At 55.1% G+C, this 18,747-nt stretch carries 14 protein-coding genes; 2 read left to right on the top strand and 12 right to left on the bottom strand.

Going from position 1 to position 18,747, the window contains the following annotated elements:
• Window positions 1-11: 11 nt before the first annotated feature.
• Together CPA59_RS03640 and CPA59_RS03635 are read left to right on the top strand one after the other, a co-directional pair.
• Window positions 12-1,235, top strand: coding sequence for a DUF1501 domain-containing protein (locus tag CPA59_RS03640; RefSeq protein WP_107758709.1), 1,224 nt, complete (start codon window positions 12-14; stop codon window positions 1,233-1,235).
• A gap of 27 nt (window positions 1,236-1,262) precedes the next feature.
• Entirely contained in the window at window positions 1,263-3,140 is a 1,878-nt protein-coding gene (locus CPA59_RS03635; protein WP_159077920.1) for an addiction module, read from the top strand.
• 242 nt (window positions 3,141-3,382) lie between these two features.
• Here CPA59_RS03635 and CPA59_RS03630 read toward each other — a convergent pair whose 3' ends face one another.
• The 12 genes from CPA59_RS03630 to CPA59_RS23250 form a co-directional block, all read right to left on the bottom strand.
• Complete coding sequence (locus tag CPA59_RS03630) at window positions 3,383-3,835, bottom strand: hypothetical protein (protein ID WP_038917890.1); 453 nt, start codon at window positions 3,833-3,835, stop codon at window positions 3,383-3,385.
• A gap of 496 nt (window positions 3,836-4,331) precedes the next feature.
• Complete coding sequence (locus CPA59_RS03625) at window positions 4,332-5,342, bottom strand: AI-2E family transporter (protein WP_038917889.1); 1,011 nt, start codon at window positions 5,340-5,342, stop codon at window positions 4,332-4,334.
• Between the two features lie 226 nt (window positions 5,343-5,568).
• A complete protein-coding gene (locus CPA59_RS03620; RefSeq protein WP_107758707.1) occupies window positions 5,569-6,519 on the bottom strand; it encodes a DUF4880 domain-containing protein in 951 nt (316 codons plus the stop codon).
• Between the two features lie 4 nt (window positions 6,520-6,523).
• On the bottom strand, window positions 6,524-6,997 hold the full coding sequence (locus CPA59_RS03615; protein WP_038917887.1) for a sigma-70 family RNA polymerase sigma factor: 474 nt from the start codon (window positions 6,995-6,997) through the stop codon (window positions 6,524-6,526).
• 241 nt (window positions 6,998-7,238) lie between these two features.
• Window positions 7,239-8,012 carry an ABC transporter ATP-binding protein gene (locus CPA59_RS03610; RefSeq protein ID WP_161130952.1) on the bottom strand — a complete coding sequence of 258 codons (774 nt, stop codon included), beginning with the start codon at window positions 8,010-8,012 and terminating at the stop codon, window positions 7,239-7,241.
• A 42-nt stretch (window positions 8,013-8,054) separates the two neighbouring features.
• On the bottom strand, window positions 8,055-8,948 hold the full coding sequence (locus CPA59_RS03605) for an ABC transporter ATP-binding protein (protein WP_369831419.1): 894 nt from the start codon (window positions 8,946-8,948) through the stop codon (window positions 8,055-8,057).
• Entirely contained in the window at window positions 8,920-9,723 is an 804-nt protein-coding gene (locus CPA59_RS03600; RefSeq protein ID WP_369831427.1) for an ABC transporter permease, read from the bottom strand. The genes CPA59_RS03605 and CPA59_RS03600 overlap by 29 nt, the downstream gene beginning before the upstream one ends.
• 98 nt (window positions 9,724-9,821) lie before the next feature.
• Entirely contained in the window at window positions 9,822-10,880 is a 1,059-nt protein-coding gene (locus tag CPA59_RS03595) for an ABC transporter permease (protein WP_038917884.1), read from the bottom strand.
• A gap of 85 nt (window positions 10,881-10,965) precedes the next feature.
• Window positions 10,966-12,576, bottom strand: a complete 1,611-nt coding sequence (locus CPA59_RS03590; RefSeq protein ID WP_049854545.1) for an ABC transporter substrate-binding protein — start codon at window positions 12,574-12,576, stop codon at window positions 10,966-10,968.
• A gap of 79 nt (window positions 12,577-12,655) precedes the next feature.
• Window positions 12,656-13,810 carry a mandelate racemase family protein gene (locus CPA59_RS03585; RefSeq protein WP_107758706.1) on the bottom strand — a complete coding sequence of 385 codons (1,155 nt, stop codon included), beginning with the start codon at window positions 13,808-13,810 and terminating at the stop codon, window positions 12,656-12,658.
• 823 nt (window positions 13,811-14,633) lie between these two features.
• Window positions 14,634-17,021, bottom strand: coding sequence for a TonB-dependent siderophore receptor (locus CPA59_RS03580; RefSeq protein WP_107758705.1), 2,388 nt, complete (start codon window positions 17,019-17,021; stop codon window positions 14,634-14,636).
• A 592-nt stretch (window positions 17,022-17,613) separates the two neighbouring features.
• Window positions 17,614-18,006 (bottom strand): transcriptional regulator, encoded by a 393-nt coding sequence (locus tag CPA59_RS23250; protein WP_100848948.1) that lies wholly within the window; start codon window positions 18,004-18,006, stop codon window positions 17,614-17,616.
• Window positions 18,007-18,747: the final 741 nt, after the last annotated feature.

The following is an 18,747-nucleotide window of genomic DNA, read 5'->3' as shown; positions in this document are numbered from 1 at the left end:
ATGGAGTTGTTATGGATAAATCTATCCTGCGTACCCGCAGAAACCTGCTGAAACTGTTTGGTTCGCTGCCGCTGGTGTCATTATTGCCAACATCGTCGCTGGCGGAAAATCTTCAAGCGCTGGGTCGGCAAACCGGTCGGCGTCGGCTGATTATTCTGGAATTATTTGGCGGCAACGATGCGCTGAATACGCTCATTCCTTACCGCGACCCGCTCTATCGTCGCTACCGCCCCAATCTGGCGATTTCCCCCCAGGATTGGATCCGCTTAAGTGATGAGCTGGCGTTTAACCCGTCATTCAAACCTCTGGGAGAACTTTATCAGCGCGGCGAGCTGGCCGTGATACCGGACGCAGGCTATCCCAATCCATCGCTGTCGCATTTCGATTCCACCGCTATCTGGAACACCGGCTATGTTGACACAGCACAGCGTTCCGGATGGGCTGGACGCACTATCGCGGCAAACCGTAGCTGGGCCGCGCCCCATGACGCCAACGGCATCGTTTTTTCTGGTTCGCCTGCGTTTCTACAGGAAGAGGGGATACGCGCTCTGGAACTTCAGGATACCAACGTCCTGATGTCCTCCGATGACGTGGCGCTACGGCCTGCCGTTCAAGCGCCTAATTCAGCGACTCACTACATCCGTTCATTGCTTGAAAACCATCGCGATATCAGCCAACGAATCCGGCAAAAACTCAACCGCCCCAACCCGTTCGAACGGCTGTTCAGGAGCAGCGAGTACGGCTACCTGGAGCCGATTTACATTCAGGGCGCACAACTCCTGTGGCTGATTGCCTGCGATGTAGACACGCCGGTATTTAAGCTAGGCATGTCTGGGTTTGATTTACATGGTTTGATGAATGAACTGCACCGTCCGCTATTACATCAGGTGGCCACGCTGCTGATGGGATTACGGCGGGGATTAATGGACATCGGCACCTGGCAGGACACGCTGATTCTGGTGCAGTCCGAGTTTGGCCGGCGCCCGGAGGAAAATGCCTCCGGCGGCACCGATCACGGCACCAGTGGTGTCGCCCTGCTGCTGGGCGGCGCGTTAAGCGGCGGGATTTATGGCTCGCCCAGTGACCTTGGTAAGCTGGATGAGGCGGGAAATCCATACTTTACCACTGACTTTCGCCGTATTTACTCCAGCATTGTGACCGATTTTTGGCGGCTGCCTCACAATCCATTACGGAATGAAGGCTTTGAACCACTGGCCTTACGCCTTTCGGCCTAAACGCTCATGTTGACAAGGATGACTCTCATGAACAGGATTTCCCCCGCGCTTGCCGTCGGAAACCGGGCAATGCCACAGACGGATACGTTTGCTGTAGCGATTGAAGCGCTGCCGGAGGGCAGACTGATTTATCCCCGGCACTTACCTGCCACCTGCAAAATAATGGCCTGTGTAACGCTATACAATGAGCCGCCCGCAGCGCTGCTGAATACGCTGACAGCGTTGTGCGCCAGCCAGTTTTCCACCACGCTCGAAGACGCGCCGTCGCCCCCGCTGGTGATATGCATGGTTACCGATGGCGAAGCGGCACTGCATCCGCAAACTCGGGCACAGTTGTCTTCGCTGGGTTTTGACCTGTCTTCTCCATCACCGCCTTCCGACGCCGATAAAAATATGGGTAACCAGTTGGCGCTTCAGTGCCTTACCTTATCCGCCAGTGAAATATTGCCGCCGTCGCCACGCATCTCCCCCACGCAGAACGCATTATCATCGGTGACGCTGGTACTGGCTCTTAAGCACCATAATCGCGGCAAACTGGACTCACACAGCTGGTTTTTCCGCCATATTTGCCGGCTGATCACGCCGAGCTATGCTCTGCAAATTGATACCGGCTCTGTTCCCGATGCTCATTGCCTGTCTCGCCTGCATGACTATCTGGAAGCGCATCACCACTGTGCGGCGGTGACAGCCCGTATCCTCACCCCGCCGCCGACCGACCGGCGACTGATACTGAACTGGCAATATGGCGACTTTTGGTGGGAAAAAATCACTGACTGGCCCGTCAACCAACGGCTGGGGTATATGGAGGTCGTGCCGGGTCAATGCAGCCTGATTCGCTATGCAACGTTCAGCATGCCGTCTTCAACCACGTCATCGCCACTTCAGCGTTATTTACGCGGCCTGCACCCGCAGGGCTTGCTGGAGCATAACCAATTTCTGGCTGAAGATCGGGTGTTGGGGTTTGAGATAGTCAGGGAGAGTATTCCGCCTTCTACGACCGAATACCGTTCTGACGCCATGCTGGAAACCGATCCCTGCCACACCTTTGCCGAACTGGTGCGACAACGGCGCCGCTGGATTAACAGCACACTGGCGGTACGAGCCACCACCTTGCTGGCCTTGCCCGGACTATGGCGCCAAAACACGCTCTCATCGGCCAGAAAAAGGCAAATCATCGCGTCCCTGTTCTGGAATTACAGCCAATTGCTGATCCTGTTTCTCTTCCCCTCCCTGTTTAGCGTATTAGGCGCCATGAGTACCGAATCATTCGTTCCGGCCTCGCTCAGTGAAGCCGCGCGCTATGTGGCGGCAGGCAGCCTGCTTGGGCTCTGGTGCGGCGTGCTGTGGCTCAGTCGGATATACAGCGTCAACACCCCGACGGGGGTACGCCTGCATAGTTTTGCCATCAGCATGATGGGGCTCATCATCAATCTGATCATGCTTATCAACATCAGTAACCACCCGGTGCCAGGCAGCTTTCTCCTGCTGGTGCCGCTACTGGCGCTGCTCTTATCTTCATCGAGGAACCTAAATACGTTATGGCGCGTAGCAGTTTTTTATTTACCGAGTCTGCCGTTCTTCCACTTTTATCTCACGAGCTATTCTGTGGCGAATTTCAGCGATATTAGTTGGGGTACGAAAGGATTGACGCAACAAACCAGGCTCTCCCAGTCAGGGGCCTGGTCACGACAGCGTGATATACTGCTGTGCGCCTGGGTTGGATGTAATACGGTACTGACGTTTTCCATGCTGGTGTTGGGGCAGCAGGCCAGCACGACTTTTGTGTTTATCTTTATTCTATTTATGCTGGCGCGTTATCTGTGCGCCGCACTATGTAGCCGCCTGACCGAGCGTATTCTTCTTTTCTGTGCCAGCCGGGTTCTCTCAACGCGACAGCCGCAATAACCTGACAACAGTATCATCCGGATACGTGCCATAATATATATCTGGTGCGTTTCGGACTACTCGCTGTGCCAAAAATCGGTTCAGTCAGTCGTATTATTTTATCCGCCGCCATTACCTTTCTATTTTTTTACCTTATCTGCAAACGTTAGGAATACCAATTGAAGAGTTAAAGGCTGAATAACTCCCTATCGTTTTCAGCCGCATATATATACTGCCACGAAATAGTCAGATGATGCGGCCGACTATCCGTCGGCCATAATTTTTCGTAACGCACGCTCTGTCATGCCAAAATCCCGCGCGATCTGCTCCAGGTTCACGCCTGACTGTAATAGCAATCTAATCGCAACATTTCTCAGCTTCAGATAGATCCCCCATGCAGAGGGAATGTCCAGCACACTATCAGAGGCTGAGTGCAGCAACATGTTCCGGTATGTTTTTTCCGATAACGCGATGCCTACTTTTTGCGTAAACGCGGCATAATCTTTATTAATATAGATCCGACAGCCGCCATAACGCCTGACAAACTCCAGCATTATGTCGAACCCATCATTTTCAATTAATTCGGAAACCAGCCAGGGTAATGTTGCGAGCACGTCGATTTTATTATTCTGATAGAAATCATCAAATAAATAGAAACGCGGATCGTCAACAGAAGGCAATCCAGAGAAAATCCCCTGAAGTATTCTATAATCCATAATTACTCCTATCCTTGAGCAATATATTTTATTTATATACCCAAAACAGTTTTAGTTGCAGAAAAAAAACACTTGCGTTTTGAACAACGCAACGCGTTGGCCTTCAGGACGAGGCCATGAATAGGCCAGGTAATAAAGACAGCACTCCTGCAATTTAACGTATGACGGGTATAATAATTAAAGGCATCAAATAGCCTTATTCTTATAAAAATCATCAGCCCAGAAACTGATGTTTTTTCAGCCTACAATAAAAAAAATAAAAGACAAGGATATCTATTTAACGAAAGGGTGGCTCTAATATTTATAATATATCTCGTATTACCAATACGTTGGCTATATGACGTTCATCATCACCTATAGATAATCAGGAAAACATTATTATTGTCAGAGTAATATATGACTATCTACGAAAACATAGCCAGGTCGTCTGCGCACACGACCTGACTATGAATGGTTATGCGGCTGAGGCTGCATCCGGTAATGATGCAGGCGCAGCCTAAATCAGCGCCGCTTCCCGTAGTTCGCTTTTTAGGTAGGCGTAGTAAATGGGTGCGGCAATCACGCCGGAAATACCGAATGCGGCTTCAAACACCAGCATCGCCAGCAGAATCTCCCAGGCGTGCGCCTTGATGCGGGTGCCGACAATCTGGGCATTGAGGAAATACTCCAGTTTGTGGATCAGCATCAGATAGACCAGCGCCAGCAGCGCGATCGGCACAGAAATCGACAACGCGGCGATGAACACCACCGAGTTGGAGATCAGATTGCCAATCACCGGCAGCAAACCAAAAATGAAGGTCAGCACCACCAGCGTTTTGGCAAACGGCAGATGAATGCCGAAGCCGGGCAGCACGCCCAGAATGAAAATGGCGGACAGCACCGTGTTTACCAGCGAAATCTTCACCTGCGCGAACACGATGTTGCGAAACGAGGAGGACAACAGCGCCACCCGGTGCATCAGTTCAGTTTTCAGCAACGGCTTATCCACCGTCGGCTCGATGTTATACAGGGAGATGATCGCCCCGAGGATCATGCCGATCAGCATGGTGACGAAACCGTGCAGGAAATCTTTCCCCATGTTTTGCAGCATCACCACGTGCTTTTGCAGCCACATCACGAACTCGTGCTGCAACTCCTCCACGCTGACCGGCAGATAGCCCGGCAGGTAGGTCATGATCTGCTTTTGCACATCGTCGAGAATAAAGGCGATGCGGGCGTTGAACACACTGGTGTCTTTCATTTCCTGCATCAGCAACCCGACCAACGCGCCGAAAATCACGCTCAACAGGCAGACCACCAGCGTGCTGATCACCGCCACCACCGCCAGCCGGGCGCGTTTGCCGCTGATCACCTTCTGGAAATACGGCGTCAGCAGATTAATGATTTCATACACCAAAAAACCGGCGATAAAGCAGGCAAGCAGGCGCAGCTCAATCAAGAGCAACAGCCCCCCCATGATAAAGACGAAGCTCAGCAATCTGGCCTGTTTCAAATTCAACAACTGCATATGACATCCTGTTTCGTACTGCTACGTCAGGGGAATCGCAGCGCCTGCCAACGAAGGGGATCGCCCCGTCGCCAGAGGTGGCAATACTCTGACCGTGAAATAATATTTCAGCGACCATTCTTAGCATTTTAACCACGAAACACCAGCGTGATTAGCGTCATTTTTGGGCGTCTATCGTGTGGATAGACAAGGTAATGGTGGGAAAAATTTCAGAAACGGCAGGAAATTACGCCTGACGCGAGCGGATCGTCACCCACCAGTAAAAACGCTGAGAAAGGGTGATCGGCAGGGTTTTCGTCAACGCATTGAACAGCCGTTCGGTGTCCTGCAACGGGAACACCCCGGAAATACGCAGCGCCGCCACGCCGTCATCCAGTTGGAAATGCAGCCGCTGATAACGGGCGATCTCCCCGATTAACTGGTCCAGCCGCATATTATCGGCCACCAGCACGCCGCCCGACCAGCTTTGCCGGAAGGCTTGCACCGCCACCGGCGGCTGCCACTGTTCACGCGAGTAAGTCACTTCCTGCCCGGCAGGCAACCGCAGGCGATGGTCAGCTCCGGCGCCCAGTTGCAAGTGCGCTTCGCCGCCGAACACCGCCAGACAGCTGCGCTGCTCCCAGGTTCGCAGGGACAGCTTACAAGATGAACCGGGCATCACGCTGCCCTGCCCCGTTTCCAGCCGCAGCGCCGTATTCCCGCCGGCTGCTCGCTCCAGCAGCAGTTCACCCGACAGCAGTTGCAGCACCAGTTCCTCGTTCTGATGGCGAACATTCAGCGCCGAATCGGTATTCAGCCATACCTGAACCCCTTGCGCCAACGTCAGCTGACGGCGTTCTCCCACGCCGGTGCGATAATCGGCGGCGTAGCTGCGCCACGGCAGGCTATAGCCTAATGCCCCGCTCACACTGGTCAGCACCAGCAGTTTAAGCGCGCTACGCCGCTCGCGCCCCTGACGGCTCAGCACCGAGGAGATCAGCCGGTTGTCCGGCGTCTGAAAACGCGCCTGAATCTGTTCCACCTGACGCCAGGCCAGTTGATGACGTTCATCGCTCTCCAGCCAGCGGCGCCAGGCGCGCCGCTCCTGTTCGCCGCATCCTTCGTCGTGCAGCGTGGCGAACCACTCCGCCGCGGCGGACAGGATATCGGAAGACAAGGAGGAGGACGGCGACGTCATGGTATTACGCTTGAGCGGTCAGGCAGGTCAGCATGGCCTGCGCCATGTACTTTTTCACCATGCGCTCCGACACCATCAGGCGTTCCGCTACCTGACGATAGGTCAGCCCTTCCAGTTGCACCCACAGGAACGCCTGTCGGGCTTTGGACGACAACGAGGACAACAACGCGTCGATCTCCACCAGCGCATCGACGATCATCGCCTGCGCTTCCGGCGACGGACTGACCACAAACTCCTGGCTGGCCAGCGTCTGCAAATACGCCTGTTCCAGATCTTTGCGCCGCCAGTGATTGACCATCAGCCCATGCGCCACGGTACTAAGCCAGGCGCGCGGTTCACGAATCGGTTCGGCGGGAAAGTGCGTCAGCAACCGCAGAAAGGTATCCTGCGCCAGATCCGCCGCCTGCTGGGAACAGCCGAGGCGACGCCGCAGCCATCCTTGCAGCCAGGAATGGTGCTCGGAATAGATCTGCTGCACACGCCGTTGGTCATCATGGCGGTCATCAGCCTGTTCGGGGCAAAGGGCGGCGGAGTGATTCACGTTGCTGGCTCGTCAAATAATAATCAAATGATTTTCATTCTCAATATTACCAATGTCAACCTTTTATCCGCCCGTTTCCAAAATGGAAACGGGAAGGCAACCGCCGTCGCCCTCCCGTATTATGCGCATCCGTCTTATGCAGATCCGTCTTATGCACATCCATCCATAGACGCCCGGTTTACATCCGCTCCGATCGCACCGCCAAATCCCGACTGTACTGTCGGCTGGCATCCACCAGCATCGTGGTATACGCACTTTTGGGCGTATCGCGGGCTAAATCGCCGGTCGCGAGCGTTTCCAGAATACGGCCATATTGCATCACCGCGACGTTGTGGCACAGGTGCGCTATCACCCCCAAATCGTGCGTCACCATCAGGTAGGTCAATTTTTCCTGCTGCTGTAATTCCGCCAGCAGATTGAGGATTTCCGCCTGCACGGACACATCCAGCGCCGAGGTGGGTTCATCCAGCAGCAGCACCCGCGGTTCCAGAATCAACGCTCTGGCGATCGCCACGCGCTGACGCTGCCCGCCGGAAAGCTGGTGAGGATAGCGGCGGCGAAACTGCGGTCCCAGCCCCACCTTGCCCAATAACGTATCGATACGGTCATCCCGATCGTCGAAGCGATGAATTAACAGCGGTTCTTCCAGAATCGTCTCCACCGTATGACGCGGGTGCAGCGAACCGTAGGGATCCTGAAACACCATCTGCACCCGGCGGCAGCGCGCCTGCTCGATACGATGCGCCAGCGGTTGACCATCGATCCATAACTGCCCCTGCCAGTGATTGAACAGCCCGGCCAGACATTTCAGCACCGTGGTTTTTCCGGAACCGGATTCGCCGACCAGACCGAAGATCTCACCGTCATTGACGGTGAGATTCACATCGTACAGCACCTGATTTTGCGCGCTTCCCTCGCCGAACGTCAGGTTCAGGTTACGCACCTCAATCATCGCCCGCGTCTTGTGGTTTGCCTCAGTCGTCATATGCGCTCCTTAGGGGTTAAGCCAGGCTGGATCGCGATTCATGACCGGCAGGCGCGGCCGCGGATGATCGATATCCGGCAATGAATTGAGCAAACCTCGGGTGTAGGGGTGTTGCGCATGGTCCAGATCGGCGGCCGCGATCGATTCCACCACCCGGCCGGCGTACATCACCAGCACCCGATCGCAGAAGCTGCGTACCAGATTGATGTCGTGACTGATAAAGATCAGCCCCAGACCGCGCTCGCTCACCAGATCATCCAGCATCGCCAGCACCTGCAGGCGCACGGAAACATCCAGCGCCGAGGTCGGTTCGTCGGCAATCACCACTTCCGGCTCGGTGATCAACATCATCGCGATCATAATGCGCTGCCCCTGACCGCCGGAAACCTCGTGCGGGTACAGGCCGTATACCCGTTCCGGCTGACGGATGCGCACGATGTCCAGCATCGCAATCACCTTCTCCTTTGCTGCCTGCCGCGAAACGCGGTGGTGCGCAAGATAGGCTTCGGCGATCTGATCGCCGACGCACACCACCGGATTCAGCGAATACTTGGGATCCTGCATGATCATGGAGATGCGTTTGCCGCGAATCTGGCGCATTCGCGCTTCATCCGCCGCCAGCAGGTCGATGCCGTTAAAATCCAGCCGGTCGGCGGTGATGCGGGCGCTGCGCGGATGCAGTCGCAACAGCGCGCGCCCGACGGTGGATTTGCCGGAGCCGGATTCGCCGACAATCGCCAGCTTTTCACACCCCAGCGAGAAGGACACGCCGCGCACGGCGTCGGTCACCGCGCGGCCATTGACGAAACTCACCCGCAGATTGTCCACCTCCAGCAGCGAAGCTGCTTCCGGCTTGTGGTGAGCCGCATTCACATTATTCAGTTCTGGGATCGAGGATGTCACGTAAGCCGTCTCCAAGGAAATTGAACGCCAGACTGTTGATCAAAATCGCCAGCCCCGGAATCGTCACCAGCCACCAGCACTCCATCATGTAGCGGCGGCCGGCCGAAATCATCGCCCCCCATTCCGGGTCGGGCGGCTGCGCCCCCAGCCCGAGAAAGCCCAGACCGGCCGCGGTCAGAATGATCCCGGCCATGTTCATGGTGATACGGATAATCACCGACGGCAGGCACAGCGGCACAATGTGGTGCAGCAGAATGCGCAGCGAAGACGCGCCCTGCAGTTTCACCGCCGAGACAAAATCAGCCTGACGCAGCGACAGGGTTTCCGCCCGCGCCAGACGCGCGATCGGCGGCCAGGCGGTGAGCGTAATGGCGATCACCACATGCTCCAGCCCTGGGCCGAGCGCCGCCACAAACGCCAGCGCCAGCACCAGACTGGGAAAAGAAATAAAGATATCGGTGATGCGCATCAAAATGGTGTCGACCACCCCGCCGTAATACCCCGCGACCACGCCCAGCAGCAGCCCGATCGGCCCGACGGTGATCGACACCAGCGCCACGATATACAGCGTGATGCGGGAGCCGTACACCAGACGACTAAACACATCGCGTCCGAACTCGTCGGTGCCGAACCAATGGCTGGCGCTCGGCGCCTGCAGCGTGTTGGCGAGATCCTGCGCCAGCGGGTCATGGGTGGCTAGCCACGGCGAAAAAATGGCCATCAGCATCAGCACCAGAACAATCGCCGACCCTATCGCCGTCAGCGGGTTGCGCATCAACAGCGACAGAAAACCCAGAATACGCGCGCCGCGCAGCTTCAAACGGCCGGCGCGCTTGTGCGGCCGGGCGCGCAATACCGGCTCGGAGGAAATCGTCATACTCTCGTCCTCGGATCAAAGACCTGATACAGCATGTCCGACAGCAGATTCAGGCTGACGAAAATCAACCCGACCAGCAGGACACAACCCATCACCGCGTTCATGTCGCCCAGCAACAGGCTACCGGTGAGATAAGAGCCAAACCCCGGCCACGAGAACACGGTTTCAATTAATACCGCGCCTTCCAGCAGCGACCCGTAAGCCAGCGCCACCACCGTCAGCAGTTGCACCAGAATGTTGCGGAACGCGTGCGCCCACACGACGCGAAACTCCGACAGCCCTTTCACCCGCGCGGTGATGATGTATTCCTGCGACAGCTGCGCCAGCATGAAACTGCGCGTCATGCGGCTGATGTACGCCAGCGAGTGGAACCCCAGCAGAGTAGCGGGCAGCACCAGATGATTGAGCGCGCTGCGAAACACTTCCCAGTTGCCGTCCAGCATGGCGTCGACCAACAGCAGGCCGGTGCGGTTTTCCACCAGCCCGTCATAGGCCATGTCCACCCGCCCGGCGCCGCCGACCCAGTTCAACCAGGCATAGAACACCAGCAGCCCCATCATCCCCACCCAAAAAATGGGGGTGGAATAGCCGGCCAGGCTGATGAAACGCACCACATAGTCCGCCCATTTGCCGCGCCTTGCCGCCGCCAGCACGCCGAGCGGCACGCCCAGACCGGCGCCGACGATGATCGCCATCGTCGCCAGTTCAATGGTGGCGGGAAAAACGCGAATAATGTCGTCGATAACCGGGCGGCCGGTCAGCAGCGCATTGCCAAGATCGCCATGCAGCAGCGCGTTGAAATAGATCCAAAACTGAACGTATAGCGGCTTATCCAGCCCCAGTTGCTGGTAAACCTGTTGGTAGGTGCTTTGGTCGGCATCCTGCCCCACGATCGCCAGCACCGGATCGATGGGCATGACGCGACCGATAACAAACGTCAGGATCAATAAGCCGAACAATGTGACCACAACCTGGAATAAGCGTTTCGCCAGCCGGCGCAACACGCCGCCCGGTTTAAGCCACTCGCCTGGTTTGATCCGATCAGAGAAAACCATGTTCTTTCTCCCGAGCCCCCGGCCGGCGACGGACATCAGGCCGCCGCCGGCGCAGTGATTTCACGTTGACGTTCTGCGTCGCCAACTAGCGTTGCTTGTACACGTCCCGCAGATGGGTCGTGGAGGACGGATGCGGCACATACTTCATGACATCCTTGCGCAGCACGACCGAATCGATCATCTGGGAAACCGGGATAATGGCCGGGTACAGCGCCTCATAACGGTTCTGGACGTCGATGTACATTTGCTTCTGCTTTTGCGGATCCTTTTCCAGCAACGCCTGATCGATCATCTCGTTCAGCTGTTTGTCATAGAACGAGGTGCGCCAGCCCTGAAAATTGGTCAGCTTGGCTTCGTCGCTGTTATCCGGGTTGTAGACCACGGAACGCAGGCTGGAATGCGGATGAGGATCGACGCCGCCGCCGCCGCGCCCGACCAGCATGTCGAACTTGCGATCGCGCATCGCGCCATACACCTGATTGCCGGTGCCGGAGAGGATCTGAACTTTGATGCCGGCTTGCGCCAGCGTGGACTGCACGGAGGTGGCGAGGTTCAGGAACGGCTGATCCGACAGCACGCGCAGCGTGGTGTCAAACCCGTTCGGATAGCCCGCTTCCGTCAGCAGGGTTTTGGCCCGCGCCACATCCAGTTTGTAGCCCGGATCGGGCAGCGTGGCGTCCATCCCTTTCTGGATCGGGCGCTGATGATAGAAACCATAGCCGGTCATCACGGTGTTATTGATGCCGTCGTAGTCGATCAGATAACGCACCGCTTCGCGCACTTTCGGATTGGCGAAGTACGGGTTCTTCAGGCTCATCGCCACGTAATACAGCGTGCCTTTGGTCACCTCCTTCACCGTCACGTCTTTATCCTGCTTGAGCGCATTGATATCCGGCACCGACATGCCGGTCGCCACGTCAATGTCGCCTTTCTCGATCATCAACCGCAGCGCCTGCGATTCGGTCATATGTCGGAAAATGACGCGCTTCATTTTGGCGTCGCCCTGCCAGTAACCGCTGACGCGGCTGATGCGCAGCACATCTTTCGCCTGCCACACATCCAGCTTGAAGGGACCGGAACCGGCTTCATTGGTGGTCAGCCAGCCATTGCCCCAGTCGCCGTTTTTCTCGTGTTGCAGCACCGTTTTGCGATCCAGCACCGAGCCGCTGCCCAGCGTCGCCAGCGAGTAGATGATAAGCTTGGGATCGTTGGGCTTGGGCAGTTCGATCTCCACCGTATGGGCATCTTTGGCGCGGATCATCTTCGCGACGTTATCCGCGGTAAAGCCGTACGATTTCCAGGTGGTCGCTTGCGCCATGTTCAGATGCAGCAGCCGGTTCATCGACCAGACAAAATCTTCCGCGGTCACCGGGTTGCCGGAATGGAATTTCGCGTTATCGACCAGATTGAAGGTAATGACGTTGCCGTCGTCGCTGACGCTCCAGCTTTTCGCCAGCGCGGGCAAAACGTGGCTCAGGTTGTCGGGGTCCAGTTCGACCAGCGAGTCATAGAGGTTTACGACCACCCCCACCACTTCATTGCCGGTCATGGCGGCCGGATCCAGTGACAGCATGTTGTTCATGTTCATGCCGACAATCAGTTGATCGTCAGGGGTTTTGGCTGACAGCATGGCCGGCGTGGCGGCCATACACAGTGTGCTCAACAGCAGGGTACGAAGTATTGCTCGTGCTTTCATTATTCTTCTCCAGGTGTGGAAGTATGGAAGACGACAACATTTGTTTTTTTAGTGGTTACTCGCGTACAGACCACAAGCGCTACGCCTGACTCAGGGTATGCGCTTCAATCCAGTCAAAATTAATGTCCTCGCCCAAACCGGGACGCTGCGACAAATGGACATACCCTTCTTCGTCCATCGGGTCGACCAGCGTATTCAGATAGGCCGCCGGCTCGTCGTAGTTCAGGAACGGATGCAGCAGGCCGCGTTCGTACCAGCGGCAGTTTTTAATCGCCCCCACCACCGCCAGGTTCGGCGCGCCGTTGCCGTGAATTTCGCAATCCATGCCGAAGGCTTCCGCCAGATGCGCCACCTTGAGGCACGGCGAAATCCCGCCCACGCCCTGCACCCCGGCGCGCAGAATGTCGCAGGCGCCCTCTTTCACCCAATCAGCGCGGCTGAAATATTTCCCGCCCAGGCTTTCCGGCCCGATGACGTCAATGTCCAGATTCTTGTTCAGCCAGCTGTAGGACGCCATGCTCTGCTCTTCCATCGGCTCTTCGAACCAGGTGAAGTTCAGTTTTTGCAGTTCACGGCCGATATACAGCGCCTCGCTGCGGCTGTACCAGTGGTAGCCGTCCAGCATCAGGCAGATATCCGGCCCCACCGCCTCGCGCACCGCCGCACAGGCTTTGACGTCCATTTTCGGGCTGGGCGCGAACGACACCGGCGGCATCCAGGTGTGCAGTTTGATGGCCTTGTAACCGCGTTTCACCAGCTTTTCAGCAAACTGGCCGTATTCTTCCGGCGTGGACAGGCCGCCTGTCAGCTCGTCGCCGCACATGGTGCTGCCGTAGGCCGGCACTTTATCGCGGTAGCCGCCCAGCAGTTTGTACACCGGCAGATTCAGCGCACGCCCGGCCAGATCCCACAGCGCCTGCTCGGCGATCGCCAGCGCGCGGTCGGTCAGCTGGTTGGCGCTGCCGCGCTGCCAGTGCACCAGATCCTGCCACAACCGCTCACGATCAAACGGATCCTGCCCAATCAGCACCTTGCGGAAAAAGCTGTTCACCACGTATGGGCGGATCACTTCCGGCGGCGCAAACGCATAGCCTTTGTGACCGCTGTCGGCGGTGATGGTCAGCAACGCCATACTGGCCTGATGCTCATCGCCCGGATGAGAATGTCCTGCGCTGTCGGAAACGCGACGAGTGGGATAAGTGAAGACGGTGACGTCGATCGATTCAATTTTCACGTTGATTACCTGCCTGGATAGTTAACTCATTTACAAGATTTTCAGCAATAAACTGTGTGTATCGAAAAATGCATCAGATATATGGCGTAAGTCTGTATCAAGCAAAGCGCAGATATATTTCTCTGTCGCCATACGGCAGAGAGATCAACATCACAAAAAAGGAACCATGTATTAATTAAAGAAAAACCATGTTTTATTTAAATTATTGTGGCTGTATTTCATTTAGTCATTAGGCAATATCTCCCATATGATGAAATTATGACATGGAAAATTAGGCAAACGCCCATAACCTTGTGAGCATTATCACGAGGAAAAATCTATCCCTTATCATTTGAAAGGTTAAAGACAGGCAGGAAACGTACGGGAACGCGGCAGGCGAGGCGCAGCTACCGGAAGGTCCAATGTCGTTATAGATAAAGACAATTTATCAATTGGAAGTGCATCGTGACGCATCACGGCAGGCTGGTATCGGTATGACTGGCGCCGTCGGAACACCTGCAGCAGCGACGTTGGTTCAGGCGTATACCCTGGTTAATTCATTTATTTTTTTATTAGCCTGCAACCTGCGGGAATATATAAATATGACGTCGATTAATCAGATGATAAATATTGCATGTAAGAGGCAATATCCCGCCGTTAAATATAACGGGATACTGCCTGATACATCGTTTATACCCGTCATACTTCAAGTTGCAGGCGCGTTGGCGGCCCTCGCTCGGTTGCCGCGTTGCAAGGCTCTTAATGAGCCTTGCCCTAAGGGCCAGCGCATTGCATTGTTCAACACGCGAGCGAGTTGTCCTGCAACTCGAATTATTTAGGGTAATTACCAGCGATACGTCACATTGGCGGTAATATCACGCCCTTCTCCGTAATAACACCAGAAATTACAGGCGCTGACATAGTGATGATCCGCCAGATTGGTCGCGTTAACCTGCACGCGCCAGTTCTTGGTCACATCGTAGGCGATCATCGCATCCCACAGCGTATACGCCGGGACTTTCAGGCTGGCGCTTTCCAGACGGTCGCCGTAGGAACTGCCGATGTAGCGCACGCCGCTGCCGACGGTCAGCCCTTCCAGCGGGCCGCTGAACGCGTAGCTCACCCAGGTGGAGAACATATGTTCCGGTAACCCCGGCAGCCGCTTGCCGTTTTCTCCCGCTACGCCGGATTGGGTGGTTTCCACATTGTTATAGGTGTAGTTGCTGGTTAACGTCACGCCTTTATACACTTCACCGCTCAGTTCAAGCTCGATCCCACGGGAACGCGCTTCGCCCGACTGCACCTGACGGCTCGGGTTATTGACGTCGGTGGTCAGGATATTTTCCTGACGCAGGTTATACAGCGCCGCCGAGGCATAACCGTTGAACCCTTGCGGGGTATACTTCACCCCCACTTCCGTCTGTTTGCCCATGGTCGGCTTGTACTGGTTGCCATAGGCGTCATAATCCGCCAGCGGCTGGAACGACTCGGCATAGCTGACATACGGCGAAATGCCGTTATCAAACAGGTACATCGCGCCAGCCGTTTTGGTGAACTTGGTGTCGCTGGTGCGGGAGTCGATCCCCATGATCGTGTTGCGCGTGTAGGATTTGGCGTCGTCGTAACGGCCGCCCAGCAGCAGGATCAGACGATCGTCATACTTGATCTGGTTCTGCACATAGTAACCGTTCTGATGACGACCGGAACGGTGATTGGACAGCTGGTTATCGCTCAGGGTGTAACGGCCATAGACCGGGCTGAAAATGTCCAGCGGCGCGCTGTTGAACTGGTAGAGCGAGGCGTTGTACGGCGACAGATCCGCATCGCGGCTCTGGGTATTGGCGCGACGGTAGTCAACGCCCAGCAACAGGGTATTGTCGATATCGCCCCAGCGCCATTCGCCTACCATGCGGTTATCCACCGACCAATTCTGCGCAAAGCCGTCGCGGTAGGTCAGCCCACGATTAACGGTACGATCGTCCAGTTGGCCCATGGCATAGACCCCGCGCAGGTCCATGTTCAGGTAGGTGTAGTTCGTGTTCTGGTGGAAGGTCCAGGTATCGTTCAGGTGGTGCGTGAACTCATACCCGAGGTTCAGTTGGCGGCTATCGAACCGGTTCAGGCTCGGTTCCCCCAGCGAGGTCTTGTAGCCAACCTTGCCGTAGGGCGTGTCGTGCAGGGTGCCGTAGGGCGTCTTGAAGCCATTGGTCATCCCGGAACGGGTATCCATGTAGCTGCTCAACAGCGTCAGTTCGGTATCGTCGCCCATCAGGAAAGTCAGGCTGGGAGCGAGGTAAAACCGCTTGCTGTCGGCAAAATCCACTTCGCCGGACGTATCGCGCGCGGTGCCGACCACCCGGTACAGCACCGTGCCGTCATCGTTCAGCGGGCCGGAGCTGTCCACCGCCAGCTGACGGTAATCATTGGAGCCGTACTCTACCGATACCTGCCCCTGCGGCAGGCGCGTCGGACGCTTGGTGATCACATTCACCAGCCCGCCCGGCGGATTCTGACCATACAGCACCGATGCCGGGCCTTTCAGTACCTCAATGCGTTCCACGCCGAACGGTTCCAACTGCTGAGTATAAAACCCGTCTTCGTTCAGGGTAGCCAGCCCATTCTGGAAGCGGGAAAGATCGCTGAAGCCGCGGATCACCAGCCATTCGGTCTTATTGTCCGGCCCGTAGGGCGTCGCCAGCACGCCCGCGCTGTAACGCAATGCCTGATCGATCTTCTTGGCGCCGCGCTCTTCAATCTGCTGTGCGTTCACGACTGCGACGGCGCGGGGCGTTTCCGACAAGGGCGTGTCCAGCTTCAGGGCGGTATTTGGCGGCGCGGTCACCACTATCTGCTCGTTTTTGGCGGCTGTGTTCGCCGGCGCGGCGGCGGGCGTTGCCGTCGTCTGCTTCGCCAGCGTAACCGTTCCATCCGCGCCAACCTGCGCCTGCAGACCACTATTGGTCAGGATGGACTGAAACCCTTGCTCAACACTGAAGGAACCGCGCAGGCCCTGACTGGTTTTTCCCTGGGTCAGCGCCGGATCGTAAGAAAGCAGTACCCCGGATTGCTGTGCAAACTGATTCAGCACCTGGTTCAACGGCCCGGCGGAAACGGCGTAAGTCCGGGTGACGGCGTTGGCCGATGCCGCCTGACTCACCCCCACGGGCAGCGCCGCATACACGGATAGCCCCAGCACCCCGGCCCGAAGCAGGCGGGTACGATATGTCAACATAGTGATTCCCCTTCAGTATCGAATTTTCAGCATCAATCATGTGGTCTTTAACGCCGTTGGCGGTGTCTATTCACCGCACTCATGCATAGACCAGGGACACAACCGCATCACGTCCCAGGCACCACCTGATTGCTATGCCAAACCAGTCACGTCAAAAGGGAACCGCCGATCAAAAAAATTTTCGCGCAGCTTCTGATTCAACGGGCGGCTACACCGCGACAAGCGGGAATAAAGCGCCTTTAGCGCTGCGATATTCCGGCAAAATAACCCGAACAAGCCGCGAATAATTAGCCTTGCAACGTTATGTCGCCATTATTGAAGGTGAGTAAAAAAAGAATCTTTTTCTGTTGTCCATTTTATTATGGATTATGTAAAAAAGACACTTAACGCTAAGAAGTGTATTTAAATATGGATTTGTTATTAGCTTGATCGTGGAGTGAGGTATCGAAACGTATCGATATAAAAACAACACAAAAAGAAAGAGAATAGCGCTATCATTAGGACGCTTGATAATAGCCGACATGAAAACACAAAAAAATCACATCAATGAATGAATTGATACGGTGTGCGTTTAATTTCCGGACATCCGGCGTCATGACGCCATGGTTGTGGTGATGTCGCCATCATCCTGGTTGAGGATTAACAGCGACAATACCCGATCTTCCACATTCAACTTGGAAAACGACAGCGTACTGAGCGGCTTTTTGGCAAACCCGTCAGACAGGAGATCCCAGGCGACATGCGTACTGAGCAGATCGTTGTTGGTCATGAAATCCTGATACGCGAACCGCACATTCACGGGGAGCACTTCGTCAATGGAAGCCGGCGTTGTGGCGCCGGTGCGCAAACCAAAATGTGCATTAAATGCGGAATTCGCGCAGAGTATCTTGCATTTGTCATCAATGACTGCGATCGCTCGTCTATCATTGTGAACAGGGGCGCTTAACATACTCATGATCTCATTCTGCCCAAATATCAGACTCATATGTCCTCTGCTTCTTGCTATGTGAAATCTATCCCCCCTGAAACTGCCTAAATGTGGACGGCTCGGGGAGTCCGGGGATAGTTTTAAAGTCAACCAGATAAATTACCTGGTAAATGCAATAATTAAACCGTTGATATAATTAGAATTCAGCCAACCGGGACAAAGGACGTTCTGAGCAAGAACTTAATTTCCTGCGTTATTATGCAGTCCAAACAATATAGATATTATACTTTGGTAAATTATATCCCACGTCTTCCGGCGGACTGAAAGTCGAAATTATCTATCACAATAATCAGTCCATTTATTGCCTACAAATTGTTTACAACTAAAACAATTTCGTAACGAAATAGAGGCATTAAATGTCACCCTTTTAGGGATCATTAGCACTATATCTGCTTTCGCCGGAAGTCGATCGTCCAAATAAGGCCGATCTTTTGCTTGTTTGATCATATCGTCCGATCAAATTCTTATTAATGATAGTTAATGTCGATGAAATAGTCATTTTCATTAACTATTCCCTTTACGAATTCAAAGAACGACACATAAGTGACAAAAATGTGAGAAAAGTCGCACAAACTTGTGTGTTTTAACTGCTTCCGGCCCATGCCGCCGCCAACTCAGACTATCTTTAAAAGCAAACGTCTCGGCTCTTTCCTGCAATGCGTGATCCATCGCGCAAAAAAGAAACAAATGTTAATGGCTCACTGTTATTAACTATTGATTGACATAATATTAACAATG

Source organism: Dickeya sp. Secpp 1600 (genome assembly GCF_003049805.1).
Lineage (GTDB): Bacteria > Pseudomonadota > Gammaproteobacteria > Enterobacterales > Enterobacteriaceae > Dickeya > Dickeya fangzhongdai.
This window is presented reverse-complemented; position numbering and strand designations above follow the sequence as displayed.

Coding starts and splice junctions, on each gene's coding strand:
- CPA59_RS03595 (WP_038917884.1), bottom strand. CDS start 10,880: ATGGTTTTCTCTGATCGGATCAAACCAGGCGAGTGGCTTAAACCGGGC.
- CPA59_RS23250 (WP_100848948.1), bottom strand. CDS start 18,006: ATGAGTCTGATATTTGGGCAGAATGAGATCATGAGTATGTTAAGCGCC.
- CPA59_RS03640 (WP_107758709.1), top strand. CDS start 12: ATGGATAAATCTATCCTGCGTACCCGCAGAAACCTGCTGAAACTGTTT.
- CPA59_RS03620 (WP_107758707.1), bottom strand. CDS start 6,519: ATGACGTCGCCGTCCTCCTCCTTGTCTTCCGATATCCTGTCCGCCGCG.
- CPA59_RS03635 (WP_159077920.1), top strand. CDS start 1,263: ATGAACAGGATTTCCCCCGCGCTTGCCGTCGGAAACCGGGCAATGCCA.
- CPA59_RS03610 (WP_161130952.1), bottom strand. CDS start 8,012: ATGATTGAGGTGCGTAACCTGAACCTGACGTTCGGCGAGGGAAGCGCG.
- CPA59_RS03625 (WP_038917889.1), bottom strand. CDS start 5,342: ATGCAGTTGTTGAATTTGAAACAGGCCAGATTGCTGAGCTTCGTCTTT.
- CPA59_RS03590 (WP_049854545.1), bottom strand. CDS start 12,576: ATGAAAGCACGAGCAATACTTCGTACCCTGCTGTTGAGCACACTGTGT.
- CPA59_RS03580 (WP_107758705.1), bottom strand. CDS start 17,021: ATGTTGACATATCGTACCCGCCTGCTTCGGGCCGGGGTGCTGGGGCTA.
- CPA59_RS03600 (WP_369831427.1), bottom strand. CDS start 9,723: ATGCGCAACCCGCTGACGGCGATAGGGTCGGCGATTGTTCTGGTGCTG.
- CPA59_RS03630 (WP_038917890.1), bottom strand. CDS start 3,835: ATGGATTATAGAATACTTCAGGGGATTTTCTCTGGATTGCCTTCTGTT.